Below are 23,961 nucleotides of genomic sequence, written 5' to 3'. Positions count from 1 at the left end.
CTAGATTTTCGGTGCCGGGCCGACCGGGAAACGGTCAAGGATGCGCTTTTTGATCTGATCGCGGACCTGACGATAGGCATCAAGTCTGGTTTCGCGCGATCCTTCGATCATGGTGGCGTCAAAGGTATTCCAGAATTCGACATCACAGGCCATCGTGCGGGTCATCTCCACCGCACGGTGCTGGGCCTCGGGCGACATGGTGATAATCAGGTCAAAGAACCCGTCTTCGAGCTGATCAAATGTCTTGGATTTATAGGATGAAATATCGAGCCCGATTTCATCCATCACGGCGATGGCAAAACCGTCAACATCGCCCGCACGTACGCCGCAACTTTCAACATAAACGCGTGTTCCGTGATAATGACGCAACAGTGCTGCCGCCATCACGGAACGAACGGCATTGTAACTGCAGGCAAAAAGAACCGAGCCGGGAAGTTCTTCTGCCACGTCGCCTTAACCCCGGATGTGAAGAACACAAATCAGCGTAAACAGGCGACGGGCCGTATTTTCATCAATCGTCACCTTGTCGGTCAGAAGCTCGCGCAATTGCTCCGACCCTTCGTTATGCAGGCCGCGCCGCGCCATATCGATCGTCTCGATCTGGGCTGCACTCGCCTTCTTGATTGCGTCATAATAGCTTTCGCAAATCATGAAGTAATCTTTGACGATCCGGCGGAACGGCGACAAGGGCACTGGAATGGTGGTCAGGTTTTCACTGTCATCATCGCCACGCACATCCATATAGATGCGATTGTCTTCGATGCGCATATGAACCGAATACGGGCCTTCGAACCCGCCAGCAGGCTCGAAGTGATTTTCTTCCAGCAGGTCGTAAATTGCCACAGCCTGCTCGTGCTCGACCTCGGGACGGCGACGCACCTTGTATTTTTCATCAAGATAAATACCGGCGATACACTGATTTGAAGCCATGGCTTTCTCCCTGCGGTCCCCTTACGCGCTGCACTGCAACAGCTTACATCTGGTTTGACCGGATCGCTACTGAAAGTCCGTGTGCCTGCAAACCTTCACTTTCTGCCAGTGCAATTGCGGCCGGCCCGATTTTGGCAAGGCTTTCGGGTGTGCACTTGATCAGCGAAGAACGCTTGATGAAGTCCAGAACCCCAAGACCGGAAGAAAACCGTGCCGAACGGGCGGTTGGCAGAACGTGGTTCGGCCCGGCGACATAGTCACCAATGGCTTCCGGCGTGTAACGACCCAGGAAAATCGCGCCGGCATGATGAATGTCTTCTGCCAGGGCGTCCGGGTCATCGACCGCCAGTTCAAGATGTTCCGGTGCGATCCGATCCACAAGGGCCGGAGCCTGCGACAGATTTTCGACCAAGACAATTGCACCAAAGTCGCGCCAGCTTGCGCCCGCGATTTCTGCACGTGGCAACGTTTCAAGATGCGTATCAATGGCTTGTTGCACGCGATCGGCAAATCCGGCGTCATCGGTAATCAGAATCGACTGCGCAACCGGATCATGTTCAGCCTGCGACAACAGATCGGCTGCGACCCAGCTTGGATCGTTGCTGCCATCCGCAACCACAAGGATTTCCGACGGACCGGCAATCATATCAATGCCGACCTGACCGAAAACGCGACGCTTGGCCGCGGCAACAAAGGCATTGCCCGGACCAACGATCTTGTCGACCGGTTTGATGGTTTCAGTGCCATAGGCAAGGGCTGCGACCGCCTGTGCGCCGCCGATACGGTAAATTTCGTCGACACCGGCAATGCGGGCTGCGGCCAGAACCAGCGGGTTCATTTTGTTATCCGGGGTCGGCACAACCATGACAAGGCGTTCAACACCGGCCACCTTGGCCGGGATCGCATTCATCAGAACAGATGACGGATAGGATGCCAAACCGCCGGGCACATAAAGACCGGCTGCTGAAACGGCGCGCCAGCGCCAGCCAAGTTCAACCCCGGCTTCGTCGGTGTAACGTTCATCTGCCGGCATTTGCTTGGCGTGATAGGCACCAATACGTTCGGCGGCCAGTTCCAGCGATTTAAGCAAGTCCGCATCAATATCGGCAATCGCGGCATCAACTTCGGCAGCACTGACCGCCATGCCCTTGGCATCGATATTCAGACGGTCAAAGCGATTGGTATATTCACAAACGGCGTCGTCACCACGTGCGCGAACGTCGGCAATGATATTAGCCACAGCGGCATCAACATCGGCATCCGATTCGCGCTTCATGCCCAGAAGCTTGACAAAGTCTTCCTCGAAATTGGCGTCCGTAATGGAAAGCTTAAGCGGCATTGACTACCTCGGAGAAACGGTCGATCCAGGGCTGAATATCAGTCGGGCGTGTCTTAAGAGCAGCCCGGTTCACAATCAGACGCGATGTCACATCGGCGATATGTTCAATCTCGCGCAAGCCATTGGCCTTAAGCGTATTGCCGGTCGATACCAGATCAACAATACGACGACACAAACCAAGTGTCGGGGCCAGTTCCATCGCACCATTAAGCTTGATACATTCGGCCTGCACACCGCGGGCTGCAAAATGGGTCCGGGTTACGTGCGGATATTTGGTGGCGACACGAACATGCGACCAGCGTGACGGATCATCGCCATCAATCATGTCTTCGGGTTCGGCAACAGCCAGACGGCAATGCCCGATATTCAGATCCAGCGGCGCGTAAATATCGGGATAGTCAAATTCCATCAGGACATCATTGCCGCATACACCGATATGGGCAGCACCAAACGCAACAAAGGTTGCAACATCAAAACTGCGAACACGAATGATATCGATATGCGGATGATTGGTGGCAAACCGAAGTGCCCGGGATTTCGGATCATCAAATGCCGCTTCCGGTTCGATCCCGGCGGATCGGACCAGTGGCATCACCTCGTCAAGAATGCGCCCCTTAGGCAGGGCAAGCACCAACTTTTCGTCACTCATAAATCAGTCGCCTTACGCGTTTGTCTGTTGTCCCGATCGCTGTGCGATCACCACCGGCAAATCAGGCCGGAACGCGGACACGTTCGATTTGCGCCCCACAGGCCGCAAGTTTTTCTTCAAGCCGCTCATAGCCGCGATCAAGATGATAGACACGGTTAATAACCGTCTCGCCCTCGGCTGCCAAGCCCGCAAGCACCATGGATACCGATGCACGCAGATCGGTTGCCATCACTTCGGCACCTGAAAGCTTTGCACTACCGCGTACGATTGCGGATCGGCCATGCACATTCACATCCGCCCCCATGCGTCCCAGTTCGGGCACATGCATGAAGCGGTTTTCAAAAATGGTCTCGGTAATCATCGAAGCGCCATTGGCAACCGACATCAGCGCCATGAACTGGGCCTGCATATCGGTCGGGAACCCCGGATAGGGTTCGGTCATGACATCAACACCGCGAAGGGTCGCACGGTTACCCCGTACTTTCATGCCGTCAGCAGTTTCTTCGATCTCGACGCCGGCCTTGCGCATCGCATCAACCAGGCTTTCGATCAGATCCATACGGGTTCCGGTCAACTCGATCTCACCGCCGGTGATGGCCGCTGCAATCGCATAGGTCCCGGTTTCAATACGGTCCGGCACAACCGAATATTCCGCACCATGCAGGCGCGGTTTGCCGGTAACTTTCAGGGTGTCAGTGCCGATACCCTCAATCTCCGCCCCCATTGCAACAAGGCAATGGGCAAGATCCGCGACTTCGGGTTCGCGGGCAGCATTGGCAATCGTGACAACTCCATCGGCAAGCGATGCCGCCATCAGCGCATTTTCAGTCGCCCCGACGGAAACCTGCGGGAACAGGACATGTCCGCCTTTCAGGCCTTCGGGTGCGCGAGCTTCGATATAGCCCTCTGTAAGGTGGATTTCAGCCCCCATGGCTTCGAGTGCCTTGAGATGCAGGTCAACCGGACGGTTACCGATCGCACAGCCGCCCGGCAGCGACACACGGGCAATCCCGCAACGTGCAACGATCGGACCCAATACCAGAACCGATGCACGCATCTTGCGAACAAGGTCATAGGGTGCTGTTGTCGACGTGATTTCCTTGGCGGTCATTTCCAGAACGCGGCCAGTGTGCCCGCCATTGGGCGCATGCCCGTTCAGATGCAACGCTACACCATGCTGGGCGAGAAGATTCGCCATCGAGGTGATGTCCGCCAGATGCGGCAGGTTGGAAAGGGTCAGCGTTTCATCTGTCAGCAGGGCGGCTGCCATCAGGGGAAGTGCCGCGTTTTTGGCGCCGCCAATTGCAATTTTGCCCTGCAACCGGCGACCACCGGAAATCTTGATCTTGTCCATTCAATCCTCTTTGTGCTGCGCTTGCTCGCGCAGCGAACGCGCGTCTTGGCATCTTGATGCCAGATTGGTTGCCATGCCTTTATCACAGACGCGGCAATGTGACACCTTTTTGGCCCATATATTTCCCTGCGCGATCCGCATAGGAGGTATCGCATTCGCTTTCGGCTTTCAGGAAAATGAACTGACAGGCACCTTCATTGGCATAAATACGTGCCGGAAGTGGTGTCGTGTTTGAAAATTCCAGCGTCACATGCCCTTCCCATTCGGGTTCAAGCGGGGTGACATTGACGATAATGCCGCAACGGGCATAGGTCGATTTGCCAAGACAGATCACAAGTGTGTCGCGCGGGATGCGGAAATATTCCACGGTGCGCGCCAGTGCGAAACTGTTGGGCGGGATCACGCAGACATCGGTCTGGCGATTGACGAACCCGTCATCGGAAAATTCCTTGGGATCGACAATGGCCGAGTCGACATTGGTGAAAATCTTGAACTCGTCGGCAACACGGGCGTCATAGCCGTAAGAACTGACACCATAGGAGATCACACCATCGCGCTTGAAGCCGTCAACGAACGGCTCGATCATGCCTTTTTCCTGCGCCATCTGGCGTATCCAGTGATCCGGTCTTACCGACATAGTGCCACCCCTTTGTTGCGAAACAGTCCCTGTGCTTTTCTGCACCTTCGGTTTTACCCGTGCCTGACCTTCAAGATCAACCAAACGATACGCCGTTAAGCGCTTTATGGCTGCCTGGTGCGATCGCACCGCTTTGAGGCCGGCGACAACGGGTGGCAGCTTCGCAACCTAGTTACCGTGCTACTCGTTCGAACTGCCTTTGGTATCAGAGTCGCCAGCGCTCTCCTTGCGCGATCGCTGCTGTTGTTTGCGCTTGGCCAGATTGGCACGAAGAGCTTCGGCCTCACGCTTGAGGCGTTCTTCATTTACCGCCGGGCGGATATCGGATTTCTTTGCAGTCATGGTTCGATTTGGGTTCCGGTGTGCGTACGGGTTCAATCCTTGGACCTGTTATAAAACAGCAGGCGAAAAATTACAGCCGATCTTGACGAAAACAGGGCGAAAAGCAGCCTTGGACAATCATTCGGAAAACTTCGCATATTTCGGGCTTGACCAATTGCTGATCCGTGGCCTATAACCCGCCCGCACCGCATGGGGCATACGCTGCTGTAGCTCAGGGGTAGAGCACTCCCTTGGTAAGGGAGAGGCCGGGAGTTCAAATCTCCCCAGCAGCACCATCCCCCATCGTTTTGCCTGATGATATCGGGCTGCTGTAGCTCAGGGGTAGAGCACTCCCTTGGTAAGGGAGAGGCCGGGAGTTCAAATCTCCCCAGCAGCACCATTTCCCCCAAATAGATTGCCAATGATGGCAAATGCCTGATGCGCTGCAGTTCGCAGAAATCGCATCCTCCCTTCTTGCGCGCTCGACAACGCCAGCAGACTTTGCACTATGGCGAGAGCGTGCTGGCAGGTTACCTAGCGACCAAATAGCGCAATGACAGTACCGTCGGATCCACCCCAAGCGTCTTACGACACAGGATTGCAAGGATTAGTGGATAACCGGCAACAGACACGGCGGCAATGACAACGCCACCCAACATGCCGACCTGAAGCATGGCAACAGCCAAACCAATTACGGTCAATCCTGCCCATACAGAAACAATTTTTGTCATTGCCCTGTGGATGCCCGTCATATTGAGCAGCGCAACACTTGGTCCGCACGCGGCCTGAACCGCATAGGCAATCAGCATCATCCGTAAATAAGGGACAGCACCGGTATAATCGTTACCAAACAGCGACAGCAATTCCGGCGCGAAGATAAAGAAAGCACCGCAAACAGGCACTGCCACCAGCAAGGAAAAGCCCGTCGCGCGTGAAACCAGGGACTGCAATTCCCAGGTATCATCTTTGGCCATGGCCCTTGAAAGAAACGGTGCCACGACCGAATTCACGGCCGTCAAGGCAAAGGCAACAAGCATCGCCAAACGAATGACCGCGCCAATTTCGCCGGCATCAAATGCGGATAATAGCACACCTGCAAGCACGACAGGCGACTGGTTCAGCAGTGCGATGGAAAGTTGGGAAAACAGAACATTCAGACCAAGCTGAAGCCAAAGTCGGATGTCTGCCATCCTTGGATGAAAGGCGCTGCGCCATTTGATGTGCCCACCCCTGATTACAAGGTAAAGCGCCGATACCATCGCAACATTTAGTGCAATGGCATAAGAACTGACGACACTAAGCAGGGTCAGTTCCCCATGCAGCCAAAAATAGAGCGAAAGAAGACAAACGGCAAAGATCAGGGGCCTTACGACGGCCTCCCCCACTACCGCGCGTGAAACATTGGCATCAGCACGAATTGCACCCTGCAGTACCGAAAGAATGACAGCCAACGGCAAGCACACGCCAGCCGCAAACCCGATCTCAAGACTATAGTTTCTGAAATGGACCAGAATGGTCGCCAGGACAATACCGCCAAGGATCGACAACAGTGCTGCGAACGCCAGAACAAAGCGCTGCATGCCACTGACAAGCCGCCGTTTTCCTTCTTCGCGATATTTGGGCAAGAACCGGACAATCGCGGTATCCATGCCGAACGTTACGACAGGAGCAGCCGAGATAATCAACCCAAGTATGACCGAGAAGAAGCCGAAAAGATCCTTGCCGCCATAGCGCGAGATAAACACGCTGGCCAGAAACATCATGCCCGCCGAAAACGCATTGGCGAACAGCACGAAGATCGCGGCAAATTTCAAGTTATCTTACCCGTAAAAAGACCGGTACCATTCAACAAAGTTGCCGATCCCGGTTTCAATCGATGTTGCCGGTTTGAAGCCGACAGCATCGGTCAGTGCTTCGACATCGGCATAGGTCGCCGGCACATCGCCATCCTGCATCGGCAGCATATTCTTTTCGGCCGTAACGCCCAATGCCTTTTCGATGGTCTCGATCATATACATCAATTCGACCGGGCTGTTATTGCCGATATTGAACACGCGATACGGCGCGGAACTGGTCGCCGGATCGGGTTTGGCCGAATTCCAGTTCGGATTTGGTTGGGCAACCGTGGAAATACAACGGTAAACACCTTCGACAATGTCATCGATATAGGTAAAATCACGCCGCATTTTGCCTTCGTTGAAGACGTTGATCGGACGCCCTTCAAGAATCGCCTTGGTAAACAGGAACAGGGCCATATCCGGACGTCCCCACGGACCATACACCGTGAAGAAACGAAGACCTGTCGTCGGCAAGCGATAGAGATGGCTATAGGTATGCGCCATCAGCTCGTTTGCTTTTTTGGATGCTGCGTAAAGGCTTATCGGGTGATCGACATTGTGATGCACGGAGAAAGGCATTTCCGTGTTCATGCCATATACCGAGCTGCTTGAAGCATAGACCAGATGCTTCACATTGTTGTGGCGACACCCTTCAAGAATATTGGTGAAACCGACAAGGTTCGCATCGATATAGGCATGCGGATTTTCGATTGAATACCGCACCCCGGCCTGTGCAGCCAGATTCACAACATATGTCGGTTTTTCCGTTGCAAACAGATCCGCGATACCCTCGCGGTTTTCAAGGTCCATACGCACAAATTTGAAACCGGGCTTGCCTTCCAGACGGGCAAGTCGTGCTTCTTTCAGGTTAACATCATAATAGTCATTGACGTTATCCAGTCCGACGACAGTTGCCCCCTGTTCCAGCAATTTCAGGCAAAGGTGAGAACCAATAAAACCTGCTGCGCCCGTAACGAGTACTTTTTCGTTGGCGGGTATAACAAAGTCGGACATATGCGTATGAATTCCTGATTGAATTGATTGCAGCGACGATTACCGTACCGCCGAAATTTGGCTTTCCTGATATCAGCAAGCCACACGCTGCGCAAGACATGAGCGCCCCACACCGGCATTGGAATCCGGTGCAAGACTCCGTGCGCATTTTCTGATAACCTGCGATGTATAGTCTTTTGCGTTAAAACTTGGAAACCTCTTCGACATCAATGATTGCAGCGGGCCAAACCATAGCAAATCCGAATAGCGGCGGAATGGGCGTGATCCTGAATGTTCGGGAAATCGCGCAAACGTCTGACGGGCGCGTTCTGGCCGAATATGAAGCAGTCGAAGTCCAGAAAAATTCCCGATCAGGAACTGCTGCCTCCCCCTATTCCATCGGGGGAGAAGATAATAACAGCCTGAGGACGCGCATCGTTGATCCAAGAACATTGACTGAAGCACAGGCCGTCGCCGGTGGCGTAAGCCGGGCCGAGTATCGCGACGCTGTCAAAACCAATGAAGAAAATGGTGACACTTCTTCTGCAACTTCAAACAGCACAGATCTTGATCCCGCCGAAAAAGCCGTTGTGTCACAATTGCGGGCCCGGGATTCTGCCGTGCGTCAGGAAGAAGAGGCCCATGCGGCCGCAGCAGGCCCATATGGATCGGCCCCGCAATATACCTATCAGATAGGTCCGGATGGCAATGCCTATGCTATCGGGGGGCATGTCGATGTCAGCGTTTCGATGTCGGGCAGCAAGGCCGACCGTGATCGCGCACTGGCGACATTGCAGAACGCCGCCCTTGCGCCGAATGCGCCTTCTGGTGCTGACATGGCGGCCTTCCGACAGGCCAGCCTGCAGCGGGCCACCAGCAACGACGACAGCCCTGTATTCTCAGCGGAAGAATCCGCGACAAAAAATGCACGCGCCGATAGCATCGACCAGCCAAGCCTTTCGATTTCCGTCTGATTTCCAACCTCCGGAAATGGCCTTGCGCCTCCCGCATACTATGCAATATGGGATAAAACATTGACTCCCGCACAAGCTGACCTATCTGATCGAATAGCTGAGGCTTTCAGAAACTATCCTGCCGTTTGACACGACCCCGGTTTTGTTGAATGCTGCGCACGCGTCCGGGGGGGACGCTTGAATTATAATCTAACTATTGCGCGTAACCGTGTCGTCAGTACGGGGAGCGTTTCCGGGGCCAATCATCAGATGTCAGAGCTTCGGACAAGAACGGGTACTGCATAAAAATGAACATCCTGCTAGCAGACGACCACGATCTCGTCAGAGACGGGATTACTTCCTTCCTTAAAATCGCAGCGCCGGAAGTTGAAGTCGCGCAGGCGAAGGATTTCGCAGAAGCACTTGCTGTCGTTGATGGGGAAACAGACGTTGAGCTGACAATCCTTGATCTCAACATGCCGGGCATGAACGGTTTGTCGGGGTTGACGGTCATGCGCCAGAAACATCCGGAGATTCCTGTCGTGATCTTGTCAGGCTCGGTAAAGCGCAGCGACGTTCTGAATGCTCTTGAGCATGGTGCATCAGGGTATCTCCCCAAAACATTGTCAGGCAAATCGCTGATCAATGCCTTGCGCCTGATTCTGTCAGGGGAGAAATATATTCCTTCTGCATTGCTTGAAGATGACGGCTCTCAAATCCGTCCTGGCGAAATTGACCTTGAAGGCCTGGCACCCGACAACCCCCTGCGTCAGCTGACCAATCGTGAACGTGAAGTTCTTGGCCTGTTGACCAAAGGGCTTTCCAACAAGGAAATCGCCAAACAGCTCACGGTTCGTGAAATCACGGTCAAAGTCCATCTGACCGGCATTTTCAAGAAACTTGGCGCTGCCAACCGTACACAGGCTGTCAAAATTGCCATGCAGCTTGGTTGGGAAGCCTAAAGGCAACCAGCCTTCTGCCCGATATCAAATACAAAAAAGCCCGGCTACAACCGGGCTTTTTCTTTGATCGGATCCTGGACTACTTCAGCATCTACTCTGGCATCATTGAATACAGACTTCCGACAATTCATCCAGAATACCCAGAAGCTCCTTGAGGTGGAGTGGTTTGGACATCACCATCACCGGGGCATCGGCGCCGTCATCGTCTACCGGGCGCTCTGCATCGCCGGGATGCCCGGTCATCACGATAACCGGCAATGCCGGGTCGCGGCTGCGCAGTTCCTTGACCAGGGCATTGCCGTCCATTTGCGGCATCCTGATGTCTGTAATCAGAATATTGGGCTGCACCACCGCTGCAAGTGCCAGCGCATCTTCACCATCACTGGCCGCAGAAACGTTATAGCCCTGTGCTTCGAGATATCCCGATATGATTTCCATGGCGTCAACTTCGTCATCCACCACCAGAATTCTGATGTTCTGACGCGTTTCCGCATTCAATCCCGCGTCCCCGCCCGGATGTTCTTCCGGCTCATATTCCGTCTGGTCTGCATCGCTTGCGTCAAAGCTGACGATGGGAAGTGTCACTTCAAAACAGGCACCATCACCTTCATTCCTGACATCAATCTTGCCGCCCATTGCTTCCACAATGCCAAAACTGACCGACAGTCCAAGGCCCGTGCCCTTTCCAACATCCTTTGTTGTAAAGAACGGATGGAACAACAGATCAATGGCGGCTTCGGGAACACCACCGCCATTGTCATTCACCGCCAGCTTAAGCACCTGATTGGTCTTATCGACCATGGCGCTGACCCGGATAAGACCGCCGATATTTCCATCATCGCCATTTTCGTTAATCGCGTCGCGGGCATTGGTCAGCATGTTGACAAGAACCTGTTCAAGCTGAACCTGGCGACCATTGACCAGACAGGCCTGGGCAGGTGGCACCACTTCGATTTCAATGCCCGAAAGCCGGCAGTCATGTTCAATCATGTCCACCGAACTTGCCACAGCACGCATCGGATCGAACGGCACGAAGTCATCATCATCGGGCCGGCTGTAGATCTGCAGATGCTTGATGATTTCCGACATGCGTTCGGTCTGGCTGCTGATCAGCGCCAGTCTTTCATGCTGAAACGCTGGCTTGACCGCATCGAGATCATATTGAAGCGCACAGGTATCGGCCGCCATGCGAATAACATTCAGCGGCTGGTTCATTTCATGGGCAACAGAAGCCGCCATTTCACCAAGGGTCGCAAGCTTGGACGTCTGGACCAGTTGGCGTTCGATTTTGCGCTTCTCGGTAACGTCTTCGGCCAGCATCAGCATCGCCGGCGCCCCTTCATGAGTAAATGCAATGGCGGAAACTTCGAGTTCCACATTGTCCCCAGCCGGGCGCTGACACATGATGGTGAAATCTGCACGCCCGGTGTATCCATCCCTGTAACGGGCAATATATTCGCCCAGCGTTTCCTTGCTTGCCGGATGAACCATTTCCATAAAGGAACGACCGATAAGGGCTGCACTATCGTCTGCGCCAAGGATCGAAAGCCCCTGCTGGTTGATATAGGCGATTTCTTCCCCGCTCAGGATGGAAATCAATTCGGGGGCAAGTTCAACCAGTTTGCGGTAACGTTCTTCACTTTCCTTAAGGGCACGCTCGGCGCGTGATCGCTCAATCGCATAGCGGATGGAGCGGCGAATGGTGCGACCGTCCGGGAATTCCTTGGTCAGATAATCTTCGGCACCATGCTGAAGCGCCTCGAAAGCCAGTTCTTCATCCTTGTGCCCGGTCAACACAACAACCGGTGCTGTGTTGGCACAGTCCCTGATACGGCTGATGGTCGTCACCCCCGAAGAATCCGGTAATGTCAGATCCAGCAAAACCACATCAAAAACCGCATCAGGACCCTCTCCGTTCAGCACGGCCATGGCGGAAGTCAGGTCGCTGCGATGTTCAATATCAAACGGCTCCCCGGTCTCCTCAAGAAGTGTGCGGACAAGAAACGCATCACCGGGGTTATCTTCCACAAGAAGAATGCGAAACCGTTGTTCAAGCATCAGGTTGACTTCCAGCTAACAAATTGACGGGCCCCGTTTACCGGAAGTACCGATCGGGAAACTGCTGATTCTGCATGGTTTTGACCTTACTAGCAATCCTGCACGTCAATCAGAACTCGACCTTTGACCTGACCTTTCAGGATTTTCTCCCCCCAGGGAAGAATTTCGGACAAGGCAACTTTGGTCGTCGCGGCGGACAAATGATCGCTCGGCAATTGTCTGGCAAGGCGCTCCCAAGCCTTCACACGATAGTCATAGGGACACATCACCGAATCAATTCCGATCAGCCGAACCCCGCGCAGCAGGAACGGTATGACCGTAGCCGGAAGATCCGGACCACCGGCAAGACCGCATGCCGCCACCACACCGTGATACTTCATTTCTGACAATACATGCGCAAGTGTGCTGCTGCCGACACTGTCAATCGCACCAACCCATTTCTCGCTTAGAAGCGGCTTGCTGGTATCGGTCAATTCGTTGCGATCAACGATTGTCGTCGCACCCAGGTCACGAAGATACTGATGTGTTTCGGCACGCCCGGTCGATGCGGCAACCCGGTATCCCAGCGCCGCCAGTATCGAAACCGCAACTGACCCGACACCCCCGGCAGCACCGGTTACAAGAACCTCACCATCCTGATCAGGTGAAACACCCTGCTCCTCAAGGGCCATAACCGCCAGCATGGAAGTGAAGCCCGCCGTGCCGATGGCCATGGCCTGATCCGCCCCCAACCCGTTTGGCAGCGGAACCAGCCAATCCGCCTTGACCCGGGCATATTGAGCATAGCCACCCCAGTGGGCCTCACCCACGCGCCAGCCGGTCAGGATGACCTCATCGCCCGGCTTATATCGCCGGTCTGTTGATGAAACGACCTCACCGGAAAAATCGACACCAGGCACATGCGGATAGGATCGAACAAGGCGTCCCAGTCCGTTCAGGATCATGCCATCCTTGTAATTAAGGGTCGACCATTTCACCCGAACCAGAACATCACCTTCTGGCAAATCTTCTGTCGTCAGATTTTTGAAACTGGCCGAAACGGACTTGTCCTGCTGATCAAGAACCAATGCACGGAATGTATCACTCATGACTTTCTTCCCTGTCTGACGGTTTTTATGACCAAAGGTTAGTCTTCGATCCCTACCCCGTCAAACCTGCTGTCCGGATCATGACAATTGTGTCAGTCGACAGTGTCACTCGGCCAACCCCGGCTGGGTTGGCGAGACCGGGTATTGGGCATCCCCCCAAATGGCAATGACAACTATCGCCACGACAAGAAGCAAAAGGTAAAGCCAGACCCGACGCGTCGATTTCGCAGCACGCTGATCGAAAGAAGCAACATCGTCCTGTATCGCTGGTGGCAAACTTCGATAGGACAACCACCCCAGCAACGGCACAATGACAAGATCATCAAGCCAGCCAATACCAACAAGAATATCAGGTAAAAGATCGACCGGACTGATCAAATAGACCAGTCCGCCAAGCAGCAAAGCTTTCGACTTCCAGCTGACATCCCCCCGAAAAAGGGTCCGCAAAAGATTTGGGACGATCATCCAGACTGAAGATCTGATCTTGGGCATAGCCGCCTCCTGTCCTAAATCAGGGTTGGGTGCAGTCTCTAGGGTGCCAGTGTTTCAAACACATCTTTTTCCGGAGCATGGCCCAAAACATTGGCCTGATGCCACAGCGCATAGAAAAGAAGATGCCAGCAAGCCGCACCTTCGCGTTTTCCCGGTGTATTGAACAGTTTTTCGACCTTTGACGGGTCGGCGATTTCAAGTATGCCTGCCTGATTGGCAACCAAAGGTCCCAGTCGCTTACCCTGTCCTGAAATCCATTCTGCAACCGGCACAGTAAAGCCACGTTTTTTCGCAAATGGGTGGGCCATCGGCAAGCAGCGTTCCAGCCAGCTGCGCAGCAGGAACTTGCCAACTCCCGTGCGAACTTTAAGACGATCCGGCAACTGATAGGCAAATTCGGCAACCATCGGATCAAGGAACGGTGTTCGCCCTTCAAGCCCGTGTGCCATCAGCATACGATCAAGCTTGATCAGCAAGTCATTTGGCAACCAGTCGGAACAATCAACAGCCTGCGCCACCGCAAGTCTCGAACGCTTTCCGCGGTTTTCGCGACTTTCCGATGCAGCAATCCCGTCGCGCCATCCTTCAAGCACATCGGGACGCAATACATCAATCTTGTCGAACGTCCCCTTGGACCGCATTACGCGCCCGCCCAGAAGAAGCGGTCGCATCACGGAACGGTACCGCCCATACCCTCCAAACAGCTCATCCCCGCCTTCGCCGCACAGCACGACCTTGAAATCGCGTGCGGCTTCGCTGGCCAGTTTGTAAGTTGGAAGAATTGCGTAATCTGCAACGGGATCATCCATCCGCGCAGCGACTTCCGGCAAAAGCGTCCAGAAATCACGTTCCGAGAACATGACCTCGATATGATTGGCGTTGCAAGCCTTGGCAACATCGCGCGCAATTTCTCGTTCATCATGCACGCTTGATGCTTCAAACGCTGCTGTATAGGCCGTTACCGGACGCTCATTCAGCCGGTGCATCATGCCAAGCAACGATGCACTATCAACCCCGCCTGAAAGGAACATGGCGTAATCAACGTCTGATCGTTGATGCACCCTGACGGATTCTTCGAACACACGGTCCCAGTCGGTCAACGCTGCTTCAAGATGCGTACCGACCGATGCACTGTCCCCAAGAACCTGACGACGGCGACGATCAATGATCCGACCATTGCTCAGCACAATGGTCTCGCCCGGCAGAAGCCGCTTGATCCCGTCAAAAATCATATCGCTGCCGGTTGTGAATTGAACCTGCAATAATTCGGAACGGGCATCTGCACGCACATCCCGACCAACCAGACCAGCCGCGATCAATGCCTGTGCTTCGGATGCGAAGGCGAAATATTCCGGCGTTTCGACATAGTAAAGCTGTTTGATACCAAACGGATCCCGGCACAGAACAACCTGGTTCTCTACAGCATCATGAATGGCAAAGGCATACATACCGCGCAGGGCATCAAAGCCGTCAATATTGTCACGGACATAGACCCGAAGTGCTGTTTCACTGTCTGAACGCGTTTTGAAACTGGCTTCACACAGGCTTTTGCGCAGCTCGACATAGTTGTAAATCTCGCCATTGGCGACCAAGGCACTGCCATTTTCATGATAAATCGGCTGATCACCCGTATCGAGATCAATAATCGCGAGACGTGTTTGAATAAACCCGACGGGCCCCTTTACATATCGCCCTTCGCCATCAGGCCCGCGATGCCCCAACGCCGTGCAAAGACGGTCCATCTTGGAGATGGGCACGGCGGAACCGTCACGCACAATAATTCCTGCGATACCTGACATAGACTAGCCCTGACTTCGCATAATTGTCTGAGTTTTCAGCAAAGTTCGATACAAGTCGACGGTTTTTGTGATCATGTGATCAAAGGTGAACTCTTGCGATGCAGTCTCGAATGCGCTTTCGCATTTTGCTTTCCAAGCATCAATATCTGCGATCCATCGAACAATTTTCTCTCTCATGACATTGATATCATGTGATAAAATCAAATCAGGATCCAGCACCTCGTTTGCAACCGGCACGTCAGTCGACAGTACCGGACAGTTGCATAGAAGCGCCTCCGCGACCACGTAGGAAAAGCCTTCACGACGAGAAGAAACAATCACACCGTCAGCGGCCTTCAGATAGTTCGGGACATGTTCGCTCCTGCCAAGAAGCTTAACGCGATCTGCCAGTGCGTGCGTCCTTATCATATCTTCGAGTTCCCCTTTTAGTGGTCCCTCTCCAATAATGTATAAATTTGCATCAATTGAAGCCCATGCCTCAATCAGCCGATCAAATCCTTTAGCCTCAACCAGTCTTCCGATCGCCAGAAAATGCGGGCGTCCCTGACCTGTCAAATCTTCATGCGGGTTAACTTCACGAAAGCTCGGTAGACCGTGATAGATTGTCGTAACACGATCCGATCCGATATCTTTGCTAAGCGCCTTGCTTACTCCGATTGCCCAATCAAGCTTGCGAAATGCGCGCACATTTCTTTTTTGATTGTGAAGGGTTCCAACTGTGGCACACGCATCTGGTAAAAACGGCCGGATCAAAGCCAACATCTGAGCAGCTTTACTGCCTTGCGCATGAATAATATCGAACTTTCCCGCACGTAAAGTACGTATCAATTCAAGAAGAACCAATGGGTTCTTGCGATTTCCATCAAGTGAGAGTGTAACAGGGAGCACCCCTTTTGGAACCCTCGGCGCGACAGCGCTTGTTGTAAGGAAAGAAACCTGGTGGCCCTGCGCAACCAACCCTGAAGCCAAATCGCACGCATGCCGCTCCAGGCCACCGTTGCCCGTGCTCGCAACCACTTGCGCAATATTAAACGTTTTGTCTTCATTCATGGCGGGTACCACAACTTGCCAGTTACGAGCTTTGTAAACAGGGTATCTGCAGGTCGGTCGGGTTGAAGCCGGCCAAACAGCGATATGCAAAATTACTCGTCATAGCGGGCTTTGAGATAGGAAATCATCGGAAACAAGGCCGCCAGAAGCGCGATCAAAAAGCCCATCCCGCCTTCCTTGTATCCCTTACGCGATACGAAACAGCGCCAGAATCGCGAAAAAATCCGCCGGAAATTATGACGGAATGTTCCGATATTCCCGCTTGCCCGCAAATCTGCGGCACGCGCATTGGTGTAGCTATCAAGCCGACGGATCATGTCCGAGATATTGCGATCCACAAAATGCACCAAGGCACCATTCAGTTTCGGTCCCTGCCGCCCGGTCATTTTGATTGCCGGGTGAACCCGTTGGTCACCCCATACCTTGTGCCCCTTGCGGAAAAGGCGCCAAACGGCAGACGTCCCAAATGACGCCCCCCAGCCATATCGCACCAACCGTTTGCCAACATAATTGTCGACCGGGATCAGATAACGGTCATAAGCGCCGCTATTGACCGCCTTGCGGATTGCGATGGCCAGCTCCTCGTTGACATGTTCGTCCGCATCCAGCTCGAAAATCCAGTCGCCGCTTGCTTCTTCGATTGCCCTGTTACGACGATGCCCTTCGATATCCCAACTGCCAACAACAGTTTTGGCACCAAACTCCTTGGCAATTTCCTCGGTTCGGTCAGTACATTTGTCGCAGACCACAACAATTTCGTCGGCAAAGCTGACCTTTTCCAGACAGGCGGCAAGACGCTTTTCCTCGTTATGGGCGCACAGAACAACTGAAATACGCGGTGCTGCATCAGTCATTGTTTTTTCCTGCAAGACGATGTTCCGTAACCAGTTGGGTTGCGGCTTTGACAACCTTTTCGACCGGCAATGTTTCCATCAGGTTTTCTTGGGAAAACCGGCTGGTGCGGTTCTCGATAATCTTGTCGTACGACCAGTCTGTCCGAACAGCGCGGCCCCATTCGGCGAATGGACGATAATGTTCATCACGCGATGGACCAAACAATCCCAGTGTCGGACATCCGGACGCCGCAGCCATATGCATAAGGCCCGAATCATTCCCGAGATAAAGATCGGCACGTTCCAGACAGGCCATGACGGTCAACAGGCTTTCCGTTCCAAAGATTTCCGAACACCGCCCATCTGGAATGGAACTGATGACTTCCTCTGCCATTTCGCGTTCATTGGGTGCACCAACCACCATAACATGGGCGTCTTCAAGTACAGCCCCCTTGCCGGTCAGGGTCGCAACTGTTTCGATGAAACGTTCCTTGTGCCAGGTCTTGCCAACCCAGTTCGAGGTCGGCCCGACAATCAAAAGCGAACCTTTGACATTGCCAAGCAACGCGTCGGCACGGTCCCGGCTTTCCTGATCGATCCAGATTTTTGGCAAAGGCGGCGGAGTGACATCAATCAGCGCGCCAAGCTGCTCAAGCCGATGCAAATTGTCATCATTGCCTTTTTGCACCACCCGCTTCCACCCCGGCAACACATAGGCCGTGGCACTACCACGCAAATCGACAATCACATCCCACCAGTTCAGAACAACCGACTTCCAGAGCTTCCACCAGTGCCCGCCGCGTTTTTGCTTGGGCATTTCGATGATGCGTTCAAGGTTCGGAACGGCCTTGAAGATGGGTGCGGCGACCGGGCCACAGGCGACCGTTACGCGAATACCGGGAAAGGTTTCGACATAATGGCGCAGGACAGAAGTCGACAGCACCGCGTCACCAAGACGGTTGGACGTGATAAACAGAAGACGCACGGCTTAAAGTTTCTCCAGCTCGCCTGCAACATGGATCCATTCGCGGCGATCATTGCGCGCAGCTTCGGACTGGTTGGCAAAGAATGCGCGGTCGGTCAGAAGCTGGGCTGTGATATTTCCGTATGCGGCTTCGTCCGGAACGATATAGCCGGTCTTGCCGTCCTCGATCCGGTTTCGGGCAATCCCGCCATAGGAAACAACCGGCGTTGCCGCGCCAAGCGCATCAACGATCCATTGTCCGACATTGTCGCTGCCGTATTTGCCGTGATGCAGGAACGCACGCGCATTCGCAACCGTTTCGGCCATGTCGGCTTCGGGCTTGGGATGATAGACCCGCACACCCTTGTCAATGGCACCGCGCACCAGATCAAGGATGTCATCGGAAACATCATCATTCTCGCCTGCCATCGCCGTAAACAGGTCATAGGCATACACTTCAAGGATCGCATTCGGTGCCTTGGGCGCGACATAGGCATCCCAGATACGAATGATCTGGGCAATACCGGTTTTGGTATTGGCAACCGTCACCGCCAGTTCATCGCGCGATTCAAAAGCCCAATGCATGTTCGACGCCATGGTGAAGGCAGCTGTTGCGCCCGGTTTCACCACGATCGGCTTTTTGGCAAGGTCCGCATCAAATGATTTGGCCTGGGCATCATCGGTAAAGATGACCTGTACTTTCTTTTCCTGAAGCACCAATCGCACTTCATCCGCATTCAGTCGCGCCGGATCACCGTCAAACCACAGAACAACCGTGGCATTTCCCGGTACAGAAGGATGGCTGAGCAAAGCAGGATCGCGCCAAACAATAACAGTATTGGCCGCATCGCCACCAAAGGGCGGCAATTCGGCATCAAGTTGTCGCCATGCTACACCGCTTGCATCCTTGTCGATACCGCCATTGCGGCGCGCTTCGACCTTGTGACCACGGGCAACAAGGGCCTCGGCCAGCGCAATGAAAGCACGTTGGCAGGTTCCCAGCGGGCGGGCTTCGCGATCCTTGGGATCAAAGCCGATTGAATGATCAAGCATCAAGATTTTCATAAGTTTGGTTCTATCTGCTCACAGGCGTTTTATGAAGGGTTTTCTTGCAGATCGTGCGGGCTTTATCCCCGCAGTCTACCCTTGCGAAATTTAGCTGATTGCCCCACATTTCGCCCAAACAAATCCGACAGATCGGAGCCAATACGATTATGAGTGAGTCTTTTTACGCCGTTCTGAGTGATCGCGCCGTCATCCGCGTGAGCGGACCGAACCGCGTCAGCTTTCTGCAAGGGCTGGTGTCAAACAATGTCGAAACCGTTTCTGACACTAAATCGGGATATGGCGCGCTGCTGACACCGCAGGGGAAATTCCTGTTTGATTTCTTTGTCTATCAACAGGATGAGGAAAGCCTTCTTCTGGAATGCGAACGCGGTGAAAATGGCGAACGCGCCGCCGAACTGTTCAAGAAACTGCGCATGTACAAACTGCGTGCAAAGGTCGAACTGACCGATGTCACCGACAGTTACGACGTTATCGCCGTTTTCGGCAAAGATGCCCTTGCGAACCTGTTTACCGACACGACACCGGGTACGACCGGACGCATTGCCAATGGCATCAAGGCTGTTGACCCGCGCCTGAGCGCAATGGGGGCCCGCATCTTACTGCCCAAGAATGAGCTGGCTGAAATGGCGGCAATCGGCGCATCGGAAAGCGATGAAGAATCCTATCATCAGCTTCGCGTGTCTCTTGGCCTGCCCAATGGCAGCGAAGAACTTGAGATCGAAAAATCCATCCTGCTTGAAAACGGCTTTGAGGAGCTGGGCGGTGTCGATTTCAAAAAAGGCTGCTATATGGGCCAGGAACTGACAGCGCGCACCAAATATCGCGGCCTTGTGCGCAAGCGCCTGTTGCCGATCTCGGTTGAGGGACCGGCACCGGAAGCCGGAACCATCATCATGAACGGTGACAAGGAAGCTGGAACCATTCGGTCTGTGCACGGAAATGGCGGTCTTGCGCTGATCCGTCTGGAACGGGTTAGCGATGATGCCGACCTTGTTGCCGGCGATGCAAAAATCACGGTTCATGTTCCGGGCTGGGTCAAACTGCCGGAAACCGCGGCATAATCCACCCATCACGTGATCGCAAAATTTTGCAAACGGGCCCCGAATTCGGGGCCCGTTTTGTTTTCAAACCTGTTCGAAAGGGGTAATAACCCCTATGTTAAGGCCGGAACAAAACAGGTAACCGGAATGAAACTGCGTCACGCAGCCCCGCTTTTGATCGCATTGTTTTCTGCGCTTTGCGTCATGGCGACATCGCCAAACATTGCATTGGCACAGCAAACGCCGCCGGGCATCAGCGACAAGCCGGTTCCGGATATGTCAATCGACGAAACCACCGCGGAACTTGCCACCATCACTCAGATCTATAACCGTAAGGGCAATGAGATCAAACAGATGGCCCAAGGCGTTCTGTTGCGGTTCTATCCGCAAAAGATCGTGCCGTGTGGCGCAATCGTGACCACGGTTCGCGACTGCATTGATCATGAATGGCCGGATCTGAAAAATTATCCCGGTCACTTTCTCGGCCCGCATGAACAGCCACCACTGAAGCCAACCCTGGCACAGGCGCGGATGACAGAGGAAAACTATTTCGATGCGGTTGAGCGCCTGAACATGTTGCTGCGTGCCGTGCGCTATGAAAGCACGCTTAAACCCGAAACCCGGTACCGCACCCGTATGAACGAGGTCATCGAACGCATGACCTATTTGCAGGAAGAAGAATTCCACCGCGCGGCCCTGTACGAAAAAATGTTCAAGATCGGCGGAATTGTGCTGCTGCTTCTCGGGCTGTCGGTTGGCGGGATGTTGATCATGAAACACATCGCCCACCGCAACGACCCGGATTCAGAAACCGGTCATAAATAACGGCGGCAAGTCTCCCTGCCGCCGTCTGAACTCAGTCCCGATCGCGCCTATTTGCGACCAAGGGCCGCCTGTGCTGCTGCCAGACGTGCAATCGGCACGCGGTATGGCGAACAGGATACGTAATCAAGCCCCTGTGCCTCGCAGAACGCGATGGATGACGGATCACCACCATGCTCCCCGCAGATACCAAGCTTGATGTCACCCCGGGTCGCACGACCACGTTCTGCTGCAATCCCGACCAGTTCGCCAACACCTTCCTGATCAAGGGATACGAACGGGTCGCCAGCAAAGATATCCTTGGCGATATAAGTATCGAGGAAACGCGATGCGTCATCACGTGACAGACCAAAGGTTGTCTGGGTCAAATCGTTGGTGCCAAAGCTGAAGAATTCGGCCTCTTCGGCGATTTCACCGGCACGCAGGGCTGCGCGCGGCAGCTCAATCATGGTGCCCACAAGGAAGTTCAGCTTTGCCGATTTTTCGGTTTCGACATCGGCCGCAACCCTGATGATGGCAGCTTTGAGGATTTCCAATTCCTTTTTGCCGACAATCAGCGGGATCATGATTTCCGGGATCACCGGATCACCGCCATCCTTGGAAACTTCGATCGCGGCTTCAAAGATCGCGCGCGCCTGCATCTCATAGATTTCCGGATAACTGATGCCAAGACGGCAACCACGATGGCCCAGCATCGGGTTTGCTTCGGCAAGATCAAGTAAGCGACGCTTTACGATGGCCTCAGAGACACCGGCGGCATTTGCCACCTCGGCGATTTCGGCATCGCCATGAGGCAAGAATTCATGAAGCGGCGGATCAAGCAGACGGATCGTCACCGGAAGCCCCTTCATGATCCGGAACAGATCAATGAAGTCCTGTCGCTGATAGGGCAGAAGTTTATCAAGCGCGACACGGCGACCCTGTTCTGTTTCAGCCAGGATCATCTCACGCATGGAAATGATCCGGGCCGGGTCAAAGAACATATGTTCGGTACGGCAAAGACCAATGCCCTCAGCCCCGAACCCGCGTGCGGTTTCCGCATCATCGGGGGTTTCGGCATTGGTACGGACTTTCAGGCGGCGCACGGCGTCTGCCCATTCCATCAACTGGGAAAAATCGCCCGAAAGGTCGGGTTTCAGGGTTGCGACTTCGCCCAGCATGACTTCGCCGGTGCTGCCATCAAGGGTGATGACATCCCCTTCCTTAAGAGTCACACCACCGGAAATCATGGTTTTGTTGGCATAATCAATCTTGATCGCGCCAGCACCACAAACGCACGGCGTTCCCATCCCGCGTGCCACAACGGCGGCGTGACTGGTCATGCCACCGCGCGATGTCAGGATGCCTTCGGCGGCATGCATGCCCGCGATATCTTCGGGGCTGGTTTCAATACGCACCAGAATGACTTTGCGGCCTTTGTTCGAAACCCATTCTTCGGCTGCCTCGGCAGAAAACACGATCTGACCGGATGCGGCCCCCGGCGATGCCGGAAGTCCCATGCCGACAACCTTGCGTTCCGCATCCGGATCAAGGGTCGGATGCAGCAACTGATCAAGCTGTGCCGGATCGACACGGCGCAATGCGTCTTCCTTGGAAATCACGCCATCGCGGCACATTTCAACGGCAATGCGAAGGGCAGCCTTGGCGGTGCGCTTACCCGCACGGGTCTGAAGCATGTAAAGCTTACCCGATTCAACAGTGAATTCCATGTCCTGCATGTCGCGGTAATGGGATTCAAGCTTGTCACGGATATCACAAAGTTCGGCGAACACACCCGGCAGGGCTTCTTCCATCGATGTCAGATCAGAACCGGATTCTTCGCGTTCGATCTTGGTCAGCGGTGCCGGGGTACGGATGCCCGCAACCACGTCTTCACCTTGCGCATTGATTAGATATTCACCATAGAACCGGTTTTCGCCGGTCGATGGGTTGCGCGAGAAGCAAACACCGGTCGCGCAGTCATCGCCCATATTGCCAAATACCATGGCCTGGACGTTGACAGCGGTCCCCCAGCTTGCCGGGATGTTGTGCAAACGGCGATAGGTGTTGGCGCGTGCATTCATCCAGCTGCCAAATACGGCGCCGATTGCGCCCCAAAGCTGTTCGCGCGGGTCCTGCGGGAATGGGGCGTCGAGTTCGCTTTGGACTTTCTTTTTGAATTGTCCAACGACTTCGGCCCAGTCATCGGCGCCCATTTCGGTATCAAGGGAATAGCCCTTGTCTTCCTTGTGAATTTCAAGGATTTCTTCGAAATGGTAATGGTCGACGCCCAGAACGACGTCACCATACATCTGAATGAACCGGCGGTAGCTGTCATAGGCGAAACGACGGTCGCCGGAAACGGTTGCAAGGCCTTCAACGGTTTCGTCATTCAGACCAAGGTTAAGAACCGTGTCCATCATGCCCGGCATCGAAGCACGGGCACCGGAACGCACGGAAACAAGAAGCGGGTCCTTGGCATCGCCAAATTTGCGCCCGACCAGCTTTTCAACAGCGGCCAGCGCATTTTCCACTTCGGCATCAAGACCATCCGGGTAGGCACGGTCATTGTCATAAAACGCCGTGCAAACTTCGGTTGTAATGGTAAAGCCGGGCGGAACAGGAAGTCCGAGATTGCTCATCTCGGCAAGGTTCGCGCCCTTGCCGCCCAGAAGTTCACGCATATCCGAACGGCCTTCGGCGCTACCGCCACCGAAACCGTACACCCATTTGGTCATCTTGCCTTTTCCTCATCTGGTCAAGGCCCCTTTTGGGCCTCCCCGGATGGGGAA

At 54.2% G+C, this 23,961-nt stretch carries 22 protein-coding genes and 2 tRNA genes; 6 read left to right on the top strand and 18 right to left on the bottom strand.

From position 1 onward, the window contains the following. From M9H61_RS19625 to M9H61_RS19595, 7 genes are all read right to left on the bottom strand, one after another. A complete protein-coding gene (locus tag M9H61_RS19625) occupies nucleotides 1–447 on the bottom strand; it encodes an arsenate reductase ArsC (RefSeq protein ID WP_068519598.1) in 447 nt (148 codons plus the stop codon). A gap of 6 nt (nucleotides 448–453) precedes the next feature. Next, the gene (locus tag M9H61_RS19620; RefSeq protein ID WP_068519597.1) at nucleotides 454–930 is read right to left on the bottom strand and encodes a UPF0262 family protein; all 477 of its coding nucleotides are present in this window, start codon (nucleotides 928–930) and stop codon (nucleotides 454–456) included. Nucleotides 931–973: 43 nt separating this feature from the next. Further along, nucleotides 974–2,269, bottom strand: coding sequence for a histidinol dehydrogenase (gene hisD / locus M9H61_RS19615; protein ID WP_250282481.1), 1,296 nt, complete (start codon nucleotides 2,267–2,269; stop codon nucleotides 974–976). Beyond that, nucleotides 2,259–2,918 carry an ATP phosphoribosyltransferase gene (hisG, locus tag M9H61_RS19610; protein WP_068519595.1) on the bottom strand — a complete coding sequence of 220 codons (660 nt, stop codon included), beginning with the start codon at nucleotides 2,916–2,918 and terminating at the stop codon, nucleotides 2,259–2,261. Before hisG ends, hisD begins: the two co-directional genes overlap by 11 nt. Before the next feature lie 61 nt (nucleotides 2,919–2,979). Then, nucleotides 2,980–4,272, bottom strand: coding sequence for a UDP-N-acetylglucosamine 1-carboxyvinyltransferase (murA, locus tag M9H61_RS19605; protein WP_101245767.1), 1,293 nt, complete (start codon nucleotides 4,270–4,272; stop codon nucleotides 2,980–2,982). An 82-nt stretch (nucleotides 4,273–4,354) separates the two neighbouring features. Then, on the bottom strand, nucleotides 4,355–4,909 hold the full coding sequence (dcd, locus tag M9H61_RS19600; RefSeq protein ID WP_062956196.1) for a dCTP deaminase: 555 nt from the start codon (nucleotides 4,907–4,909) through the stop codon (nucleotides 4,355–4,357). Between the two features lie 180 nt (nucleotides 4,910–5,089). Next, nucleotides 5,090–5,251, bottom strand: coding sequence for a hypothetical protein (locus M9H61_RS19595; protein WP_170310115.1), 162 nt, complete (start codon nucleotides 5,249–5,251; stop codon nucleotides 5,090–5,092). Between the two features lie 200 nt (nucleotides 5,252–5,451). Between M9H61_RS19595 and M9H61_RS19590 the strand changes: the two genes are divergently transcribed. Further along, nucleotides 5,452–5,526, top strand: a tRNA-Thr gene (locus M9H61_RS19590). 29 nt (nucleotides 5,527–5,555) lie between these two features. Continuing rightward, nucleotides 5,556–5,630 (top strand) — tRNA-Thr (locus M9H61_RS19585). A 130-nt stretch (nucleotides 5,631–5,760) separates the two neighbouring features. Here the strand turns inward: M9H61_RS19585 and M9H61_RS19580 are convergent. Together M9H61_RS19580 and M9H61_RS19575 are read right to left on the bottom strand one after the other, a co-directional pair. Further along, nucleotides 5,761–7,044 (bottom strand): oligosaccharide flippase family protein, encoded by a 1,284-nt coding sequence (locus tag M9H61_RS19580; protein WP_250282479.1) that lies wholly within the window; start codon nucleotides 7,042–7,044, stop codon nucleotides 5,761–5,763. Between the two features lie 6 nt (nucleotides 7,045–7,050). Further along, entirely contained in the window at nucleotides 7,051–8,082 is a 1,032-nt protein-coding gene (locus M9H61_RS19575) for an NAD-dependent epimerase (protein WP_250282478.1), read from the bottom strand. A 254-nt stretch (nucleotides 8,083–8,336) separates the two neighbouring features. Here M9H61_RS19575 and M9H61_RS19570 point away from each other — a divergent pair, with 254 nt between their 5' ends. Both M9H61_RS19570 and M9H61_RS19565 read left to right on the top strand, forming a co-directional pair. Then, entirely contained in the window at nucleotides 8,337–9,035 is a 699-nt protein-coding gene (locus M9H61_RS19570; RefSeq protein ID WP_250282476.1) for a putative metalloprotease CJM1_0395 family protein, read from the top strand. A 287-nt stretch (nucleotides 9,036–9,322) separates the two neighbouring features. Further along, nucleotides 9,323–9,976 (top strand): response regulator transcription factor, encoded by a 654-nt coding sequence (locus M9H61_RS19565; protein ID WP_068519590.1) that lies wholly within the window; start codon nucleotides 9,323–9,325, stop codon nucleotides 9,974–9,976. Nucleotides 9,977–10,078: 102 nt separating this feature from the next. Here M9H61_RS19565 and M9H61_RS19560 read toward each other — a convergent pair whose 3' ends face one another. The 8 genes from M9H61_RS19560 to M9H61_RS19525 all read right to left on the bottom strand — a co-directional run bounded on the left by M9H61_RS19560 (nucleotide 10,079) and on the right by M9H61_RS19525 (nucleotide 19,313). Beyond that, entirely contained in the window at nucleotides 10,079–12,034 is a 1,956-nt protein-coding gene (locus M9H61_RS19560) for a response regulator (RefSeq protein ID WP_250282474.1), read from the bottom strand. Nucleotides 12,035–12,123: 89 nt separating this feature from the next. Next, nucleotides 12,124–13,122: an MDR family oxidoreductase gene (locus tag M9H61_RS19555; protein ID WP_206927021.1), complete on the bottom strand. Its 999-nt coding sequence runs from the start codon at nucleotides 13,120–13,122 to the stop codon at nucleotides 12,124–12,126. Nucleotides 13,123–13,227: 105 nt separating this feature from the next. Continuing rightward, nucleotides 13,228–13,614 carry a YkvA family protein gene (locus M9H61_RS19550; protein WP_231856767.1) on the bottom strand — a complete coding sequence of 129 codons (387 nt, stop codon included), beginning with the start codon at nucleotides 13,612–13,614 and terminating at the stop codon, nucleotides 13,228–13,230. A 38-nt stretch (nucleotides 13,615–13,652) separates the two neighbouring features. Continuing rightward, nucleotides 13,653–15,413, bottom strand: coding sequence for an asparagine synthase (glutamine-hydrolyzing) (gene asnB, locus M9H61_RS19545; protein ID WP_250282471.1), 1,761 nt, complete (start codon nucleotides 15,411–15,413; stop codon nucleotides 13,653–13,655). Nucleotides 15,414–15,416: 3 nt separating this feature from the next. Further along, nucleotides 15,417–16,463, bottom strand: coding sequence for a glycosyltransferase (locus tag M9H61_RS19540; protein ID WP_250282468.1), 1,047 nt, complete (start codon nucleotides 16,461–16,463; stop codon nucleotides 15,417–15,419). 92 nt (nucleotides 16,464–16,555) lie between these two features. Further along, entirely contained in the window at nucleotides 16,556–17,317 is a 762-nt protein-coding gene (locus M9H61_RS19535) for a glycosyltransferase family 2 protein (RefSeq protein WP_250282466.1), read from the bottom strand. Beyond that, nucleotides 17,310–18,281, bottom strand: a complete 972-nt coding sequence (locus tag M9H61_RS19530; RefSeq protein ID WP_250282464.1) for a glycosyltransferase family 9 protein — start codon at nucleotides 18,279–18,281, stop codon at nucleotides 17,310–17,312. The genes M9H61_RS19535 and M9H61_RS19530 overlap by 8 nt, the downstream gene beginning before the upstream one ends. Nucleotides 18,282–18,284: 3 nt before the next feature. Beyond that, the gene (locus tag M9H61_RS19525; RefSeq protein WP_250282461.1) at nucleotides 18,285–19,313 is read right to left on the bottom strand and encodes a glycosyltransferase family 1 protein; all 1,029 of its coding nucleotides are present in this window, start codon (nucleotides 19,311–19,313) and stop codon (nucleotides 18,285–18,287) included. Between the two features lie 161 nt (nucleotides 19,314–19,474). Here M9H61_RS19525 and M9H61_RS19520 point away from each other — a divergent pair, with 161 nt between their 5' ends. Continuing rightward, nucleotides 19,475–20,389, top strand: coding sequence for a folate-binding protein YgfZ (locus M9H61_RS19520; protein ID WP_250282460.1), 915 nt, complete (start codon nucleotides 19,475–19,477; stop codon nucleotides 20,387–20,389). Nucleotides 20,390–20,515: 126 nt separating this feature from the next. Beyond that, nucleotides 20,516–21,193 (top strand): hypothetical protein, encoded by a 678-nt coding sequence (locus tag M9H61_RS19515; RefSeq protein ID WP_250282458.1) that lies wholly within the window; start codon nucleotides 20,516–20,518, stop codon nucleotides 21,191–21,193. 47 nt (nucleotides 21,194–21,240) lie between these two features. On the opposite strand, the gene ppdK is transcribed toward M9H61_RS19515, so the two are convergent. After that, nucleotides 21,241–23,907 (bottom strand): pyruvate, phosphate dikinase, encoded by a 2,667-nt coding sequence (ppdK, locus tag M9H61_RS19510; RefSeq protein ID WP_250282456.1) that lies wholly within the window; start codon nucleotides 23,905–23,907, stop codon nucleotides 21,241–21,243. Nucleotides 23,908–23,961 lie beyond the last annotated feature (54 nt).

Origin of the sequence: Thalassospira sp. GO-4 (assembly GCF_023588965.1) — a bacterium.
In the GTDB taxonomy this organism is placed as follows: Bacteria; Pseudomonadota; Alphaproteobacteria; order Rhodospirillales; family Thalassospiraceae; genus Thalassospira; species Thalassospira povalilytica.
This window is presented reverse-complemented; position numbering and strand designations above follow the sequence as displayed.

What these genes read in the sequence shown, in the direction of transcription:
- M9H61_RS19620 (WP_068519597.1), bottom strand. Translation starts at nt 930, where the DNA reads ATGGCTTCAAATCAGTGTATCGCCGGTATTTATCTTGATGAAAAATAC.
- hisD (WP_250282481.1), bottom strand. Translation starts at nt 2,269, where the DNA reads ATGCCGCTTAAGCTTTCCATTACGGACGCCAATTTCGAGGAAGACTTT.
- hisG (WP_068519595.1), bottom strand. Translation starts at nt 2,918, where the DNA reads ATGAGTGACGAAAAGTTGGTGCTTGCCCTGCCTAAGGGGCGCATTCTT.
- murA (WP_101245767.1), bottom strand. Translation starts at nt 4,272, where the DNA reads ATGGACAAGATCAAGATTTCCGGTGGTCGCCGGTTGCAGGGCAAAATT.
- dcd (WP_062956196.1), bottom strand. Translation starts at nt 4,909, where the DNA reads ATGTCGGTAAGACCGGATCACTGGATACGCCAGATGGCGCAGGAAAAA.
- M9H61_RS19595 (WP_170310115.1), bottom strand. Translation starts at nt 5,251, where the DNA reads ATGACTGCAAAGAAATCCGATATCCGCCCGGCGGTAAATGAAGAACGC.
- M9H61_RS19575 (WP_250282478.1), bottom strand. Translation starts at nt 8,082, where the DNA reads ATGTCCGACTTTGTTATACCCGCCAACGAAAAAGTACTCGTTACGGGC.
- M9H61_RS19570 (WP_250282476.1), top strand. Translation starts at nt 8,337, where the DNA reads ATGGGCGTGATCCTGAATGTTCGGGAAATCGCGCAAACGTCTGACGGG.
- M9H61_RS19565 (WP_068519590.1), top strand. Translation starts at nt 9,323, where the DNA reads ATGAACATCCTGCTAGCAGACGACCACGATCTCGTCAGAGACGGGATT.
- M9H61_RS19560 (WP_250282474.1), bottom strand. Translation starts at nt 12,034, where the DNA reads ATGCTTGAACAACGGTTTCGCATTCTTCTTGTGGAAGATAACCCCGGT.
- M9H61_RS19555 (WP_206927021.1), bottom strand. Translation starts at nt 13,122, where the DNA reads ATGAGTGATACATTCCGTGCATTGGTTCTTGATCAGCAGGACAAGTCC.
- M9H61_RS19550 (WP_231856767.1), bottom strand. Translation starts at nt 13,614, where the DNA reads ATGCCCAAGATCAGATCTTCAGTCTGGATGATCGTCCCAAATCTTTTG.
- asnB (WP_250282471.1), bottom strand. Translation starts at nt 15,413, where the DNA reads ATGTCAGGTATCGCAGGAATTATTGTGCGTGACGGTTCCGCCGTGCCC.
- M9H61_RS19540 (WP_250282468.1), bottom strand. Translation starts at nt 16,463, where the DNA reads ATGAATGAAGACAAAACGTTTAATATTGCGCAAGTGGTTGCGAGCACG.
- M9H61_RS19535 (WP_250282466.1), bottom strand. Translation starts at nt 17,317, where the DNA reads ATGACTGATGCAGCACCGCGTATTTCAGTTGTTCTGTGCGCCCATAAC.
- M9H61_RS19525 (WP_250282461.1), bottom strand. Translation starts at nt 19,313, where the DNA reads ATGCTTGATCATTCAATCGGCTTTGATCCCAAGGATCGCGAAGCCCGC.
- M9H61_RS19520 (WP_250282460.1), top strand. Translation starts at nt 19,475, where the DNA reads ATGAGTGAGTCTTTTTACGCCGTTCTGAGTGATCGCGCCGTCATCCGC.
- M9H61_RS19515 (WP_250282458.1), top strand. Translation starts at nt 20,516, where the DNA reads ATGAAACTGCGTCACGCAGCCCCGCTTTTGATCGCATTGTTTTCTGCG.
- ppdK (WP_250282456.1), bottom strand. Translation starts at nt 23,907, where the DNA reads ATGACCAAATGGGTGTACGGTTTCGGTGGCGGTAGCGCCGAAGGCCGT.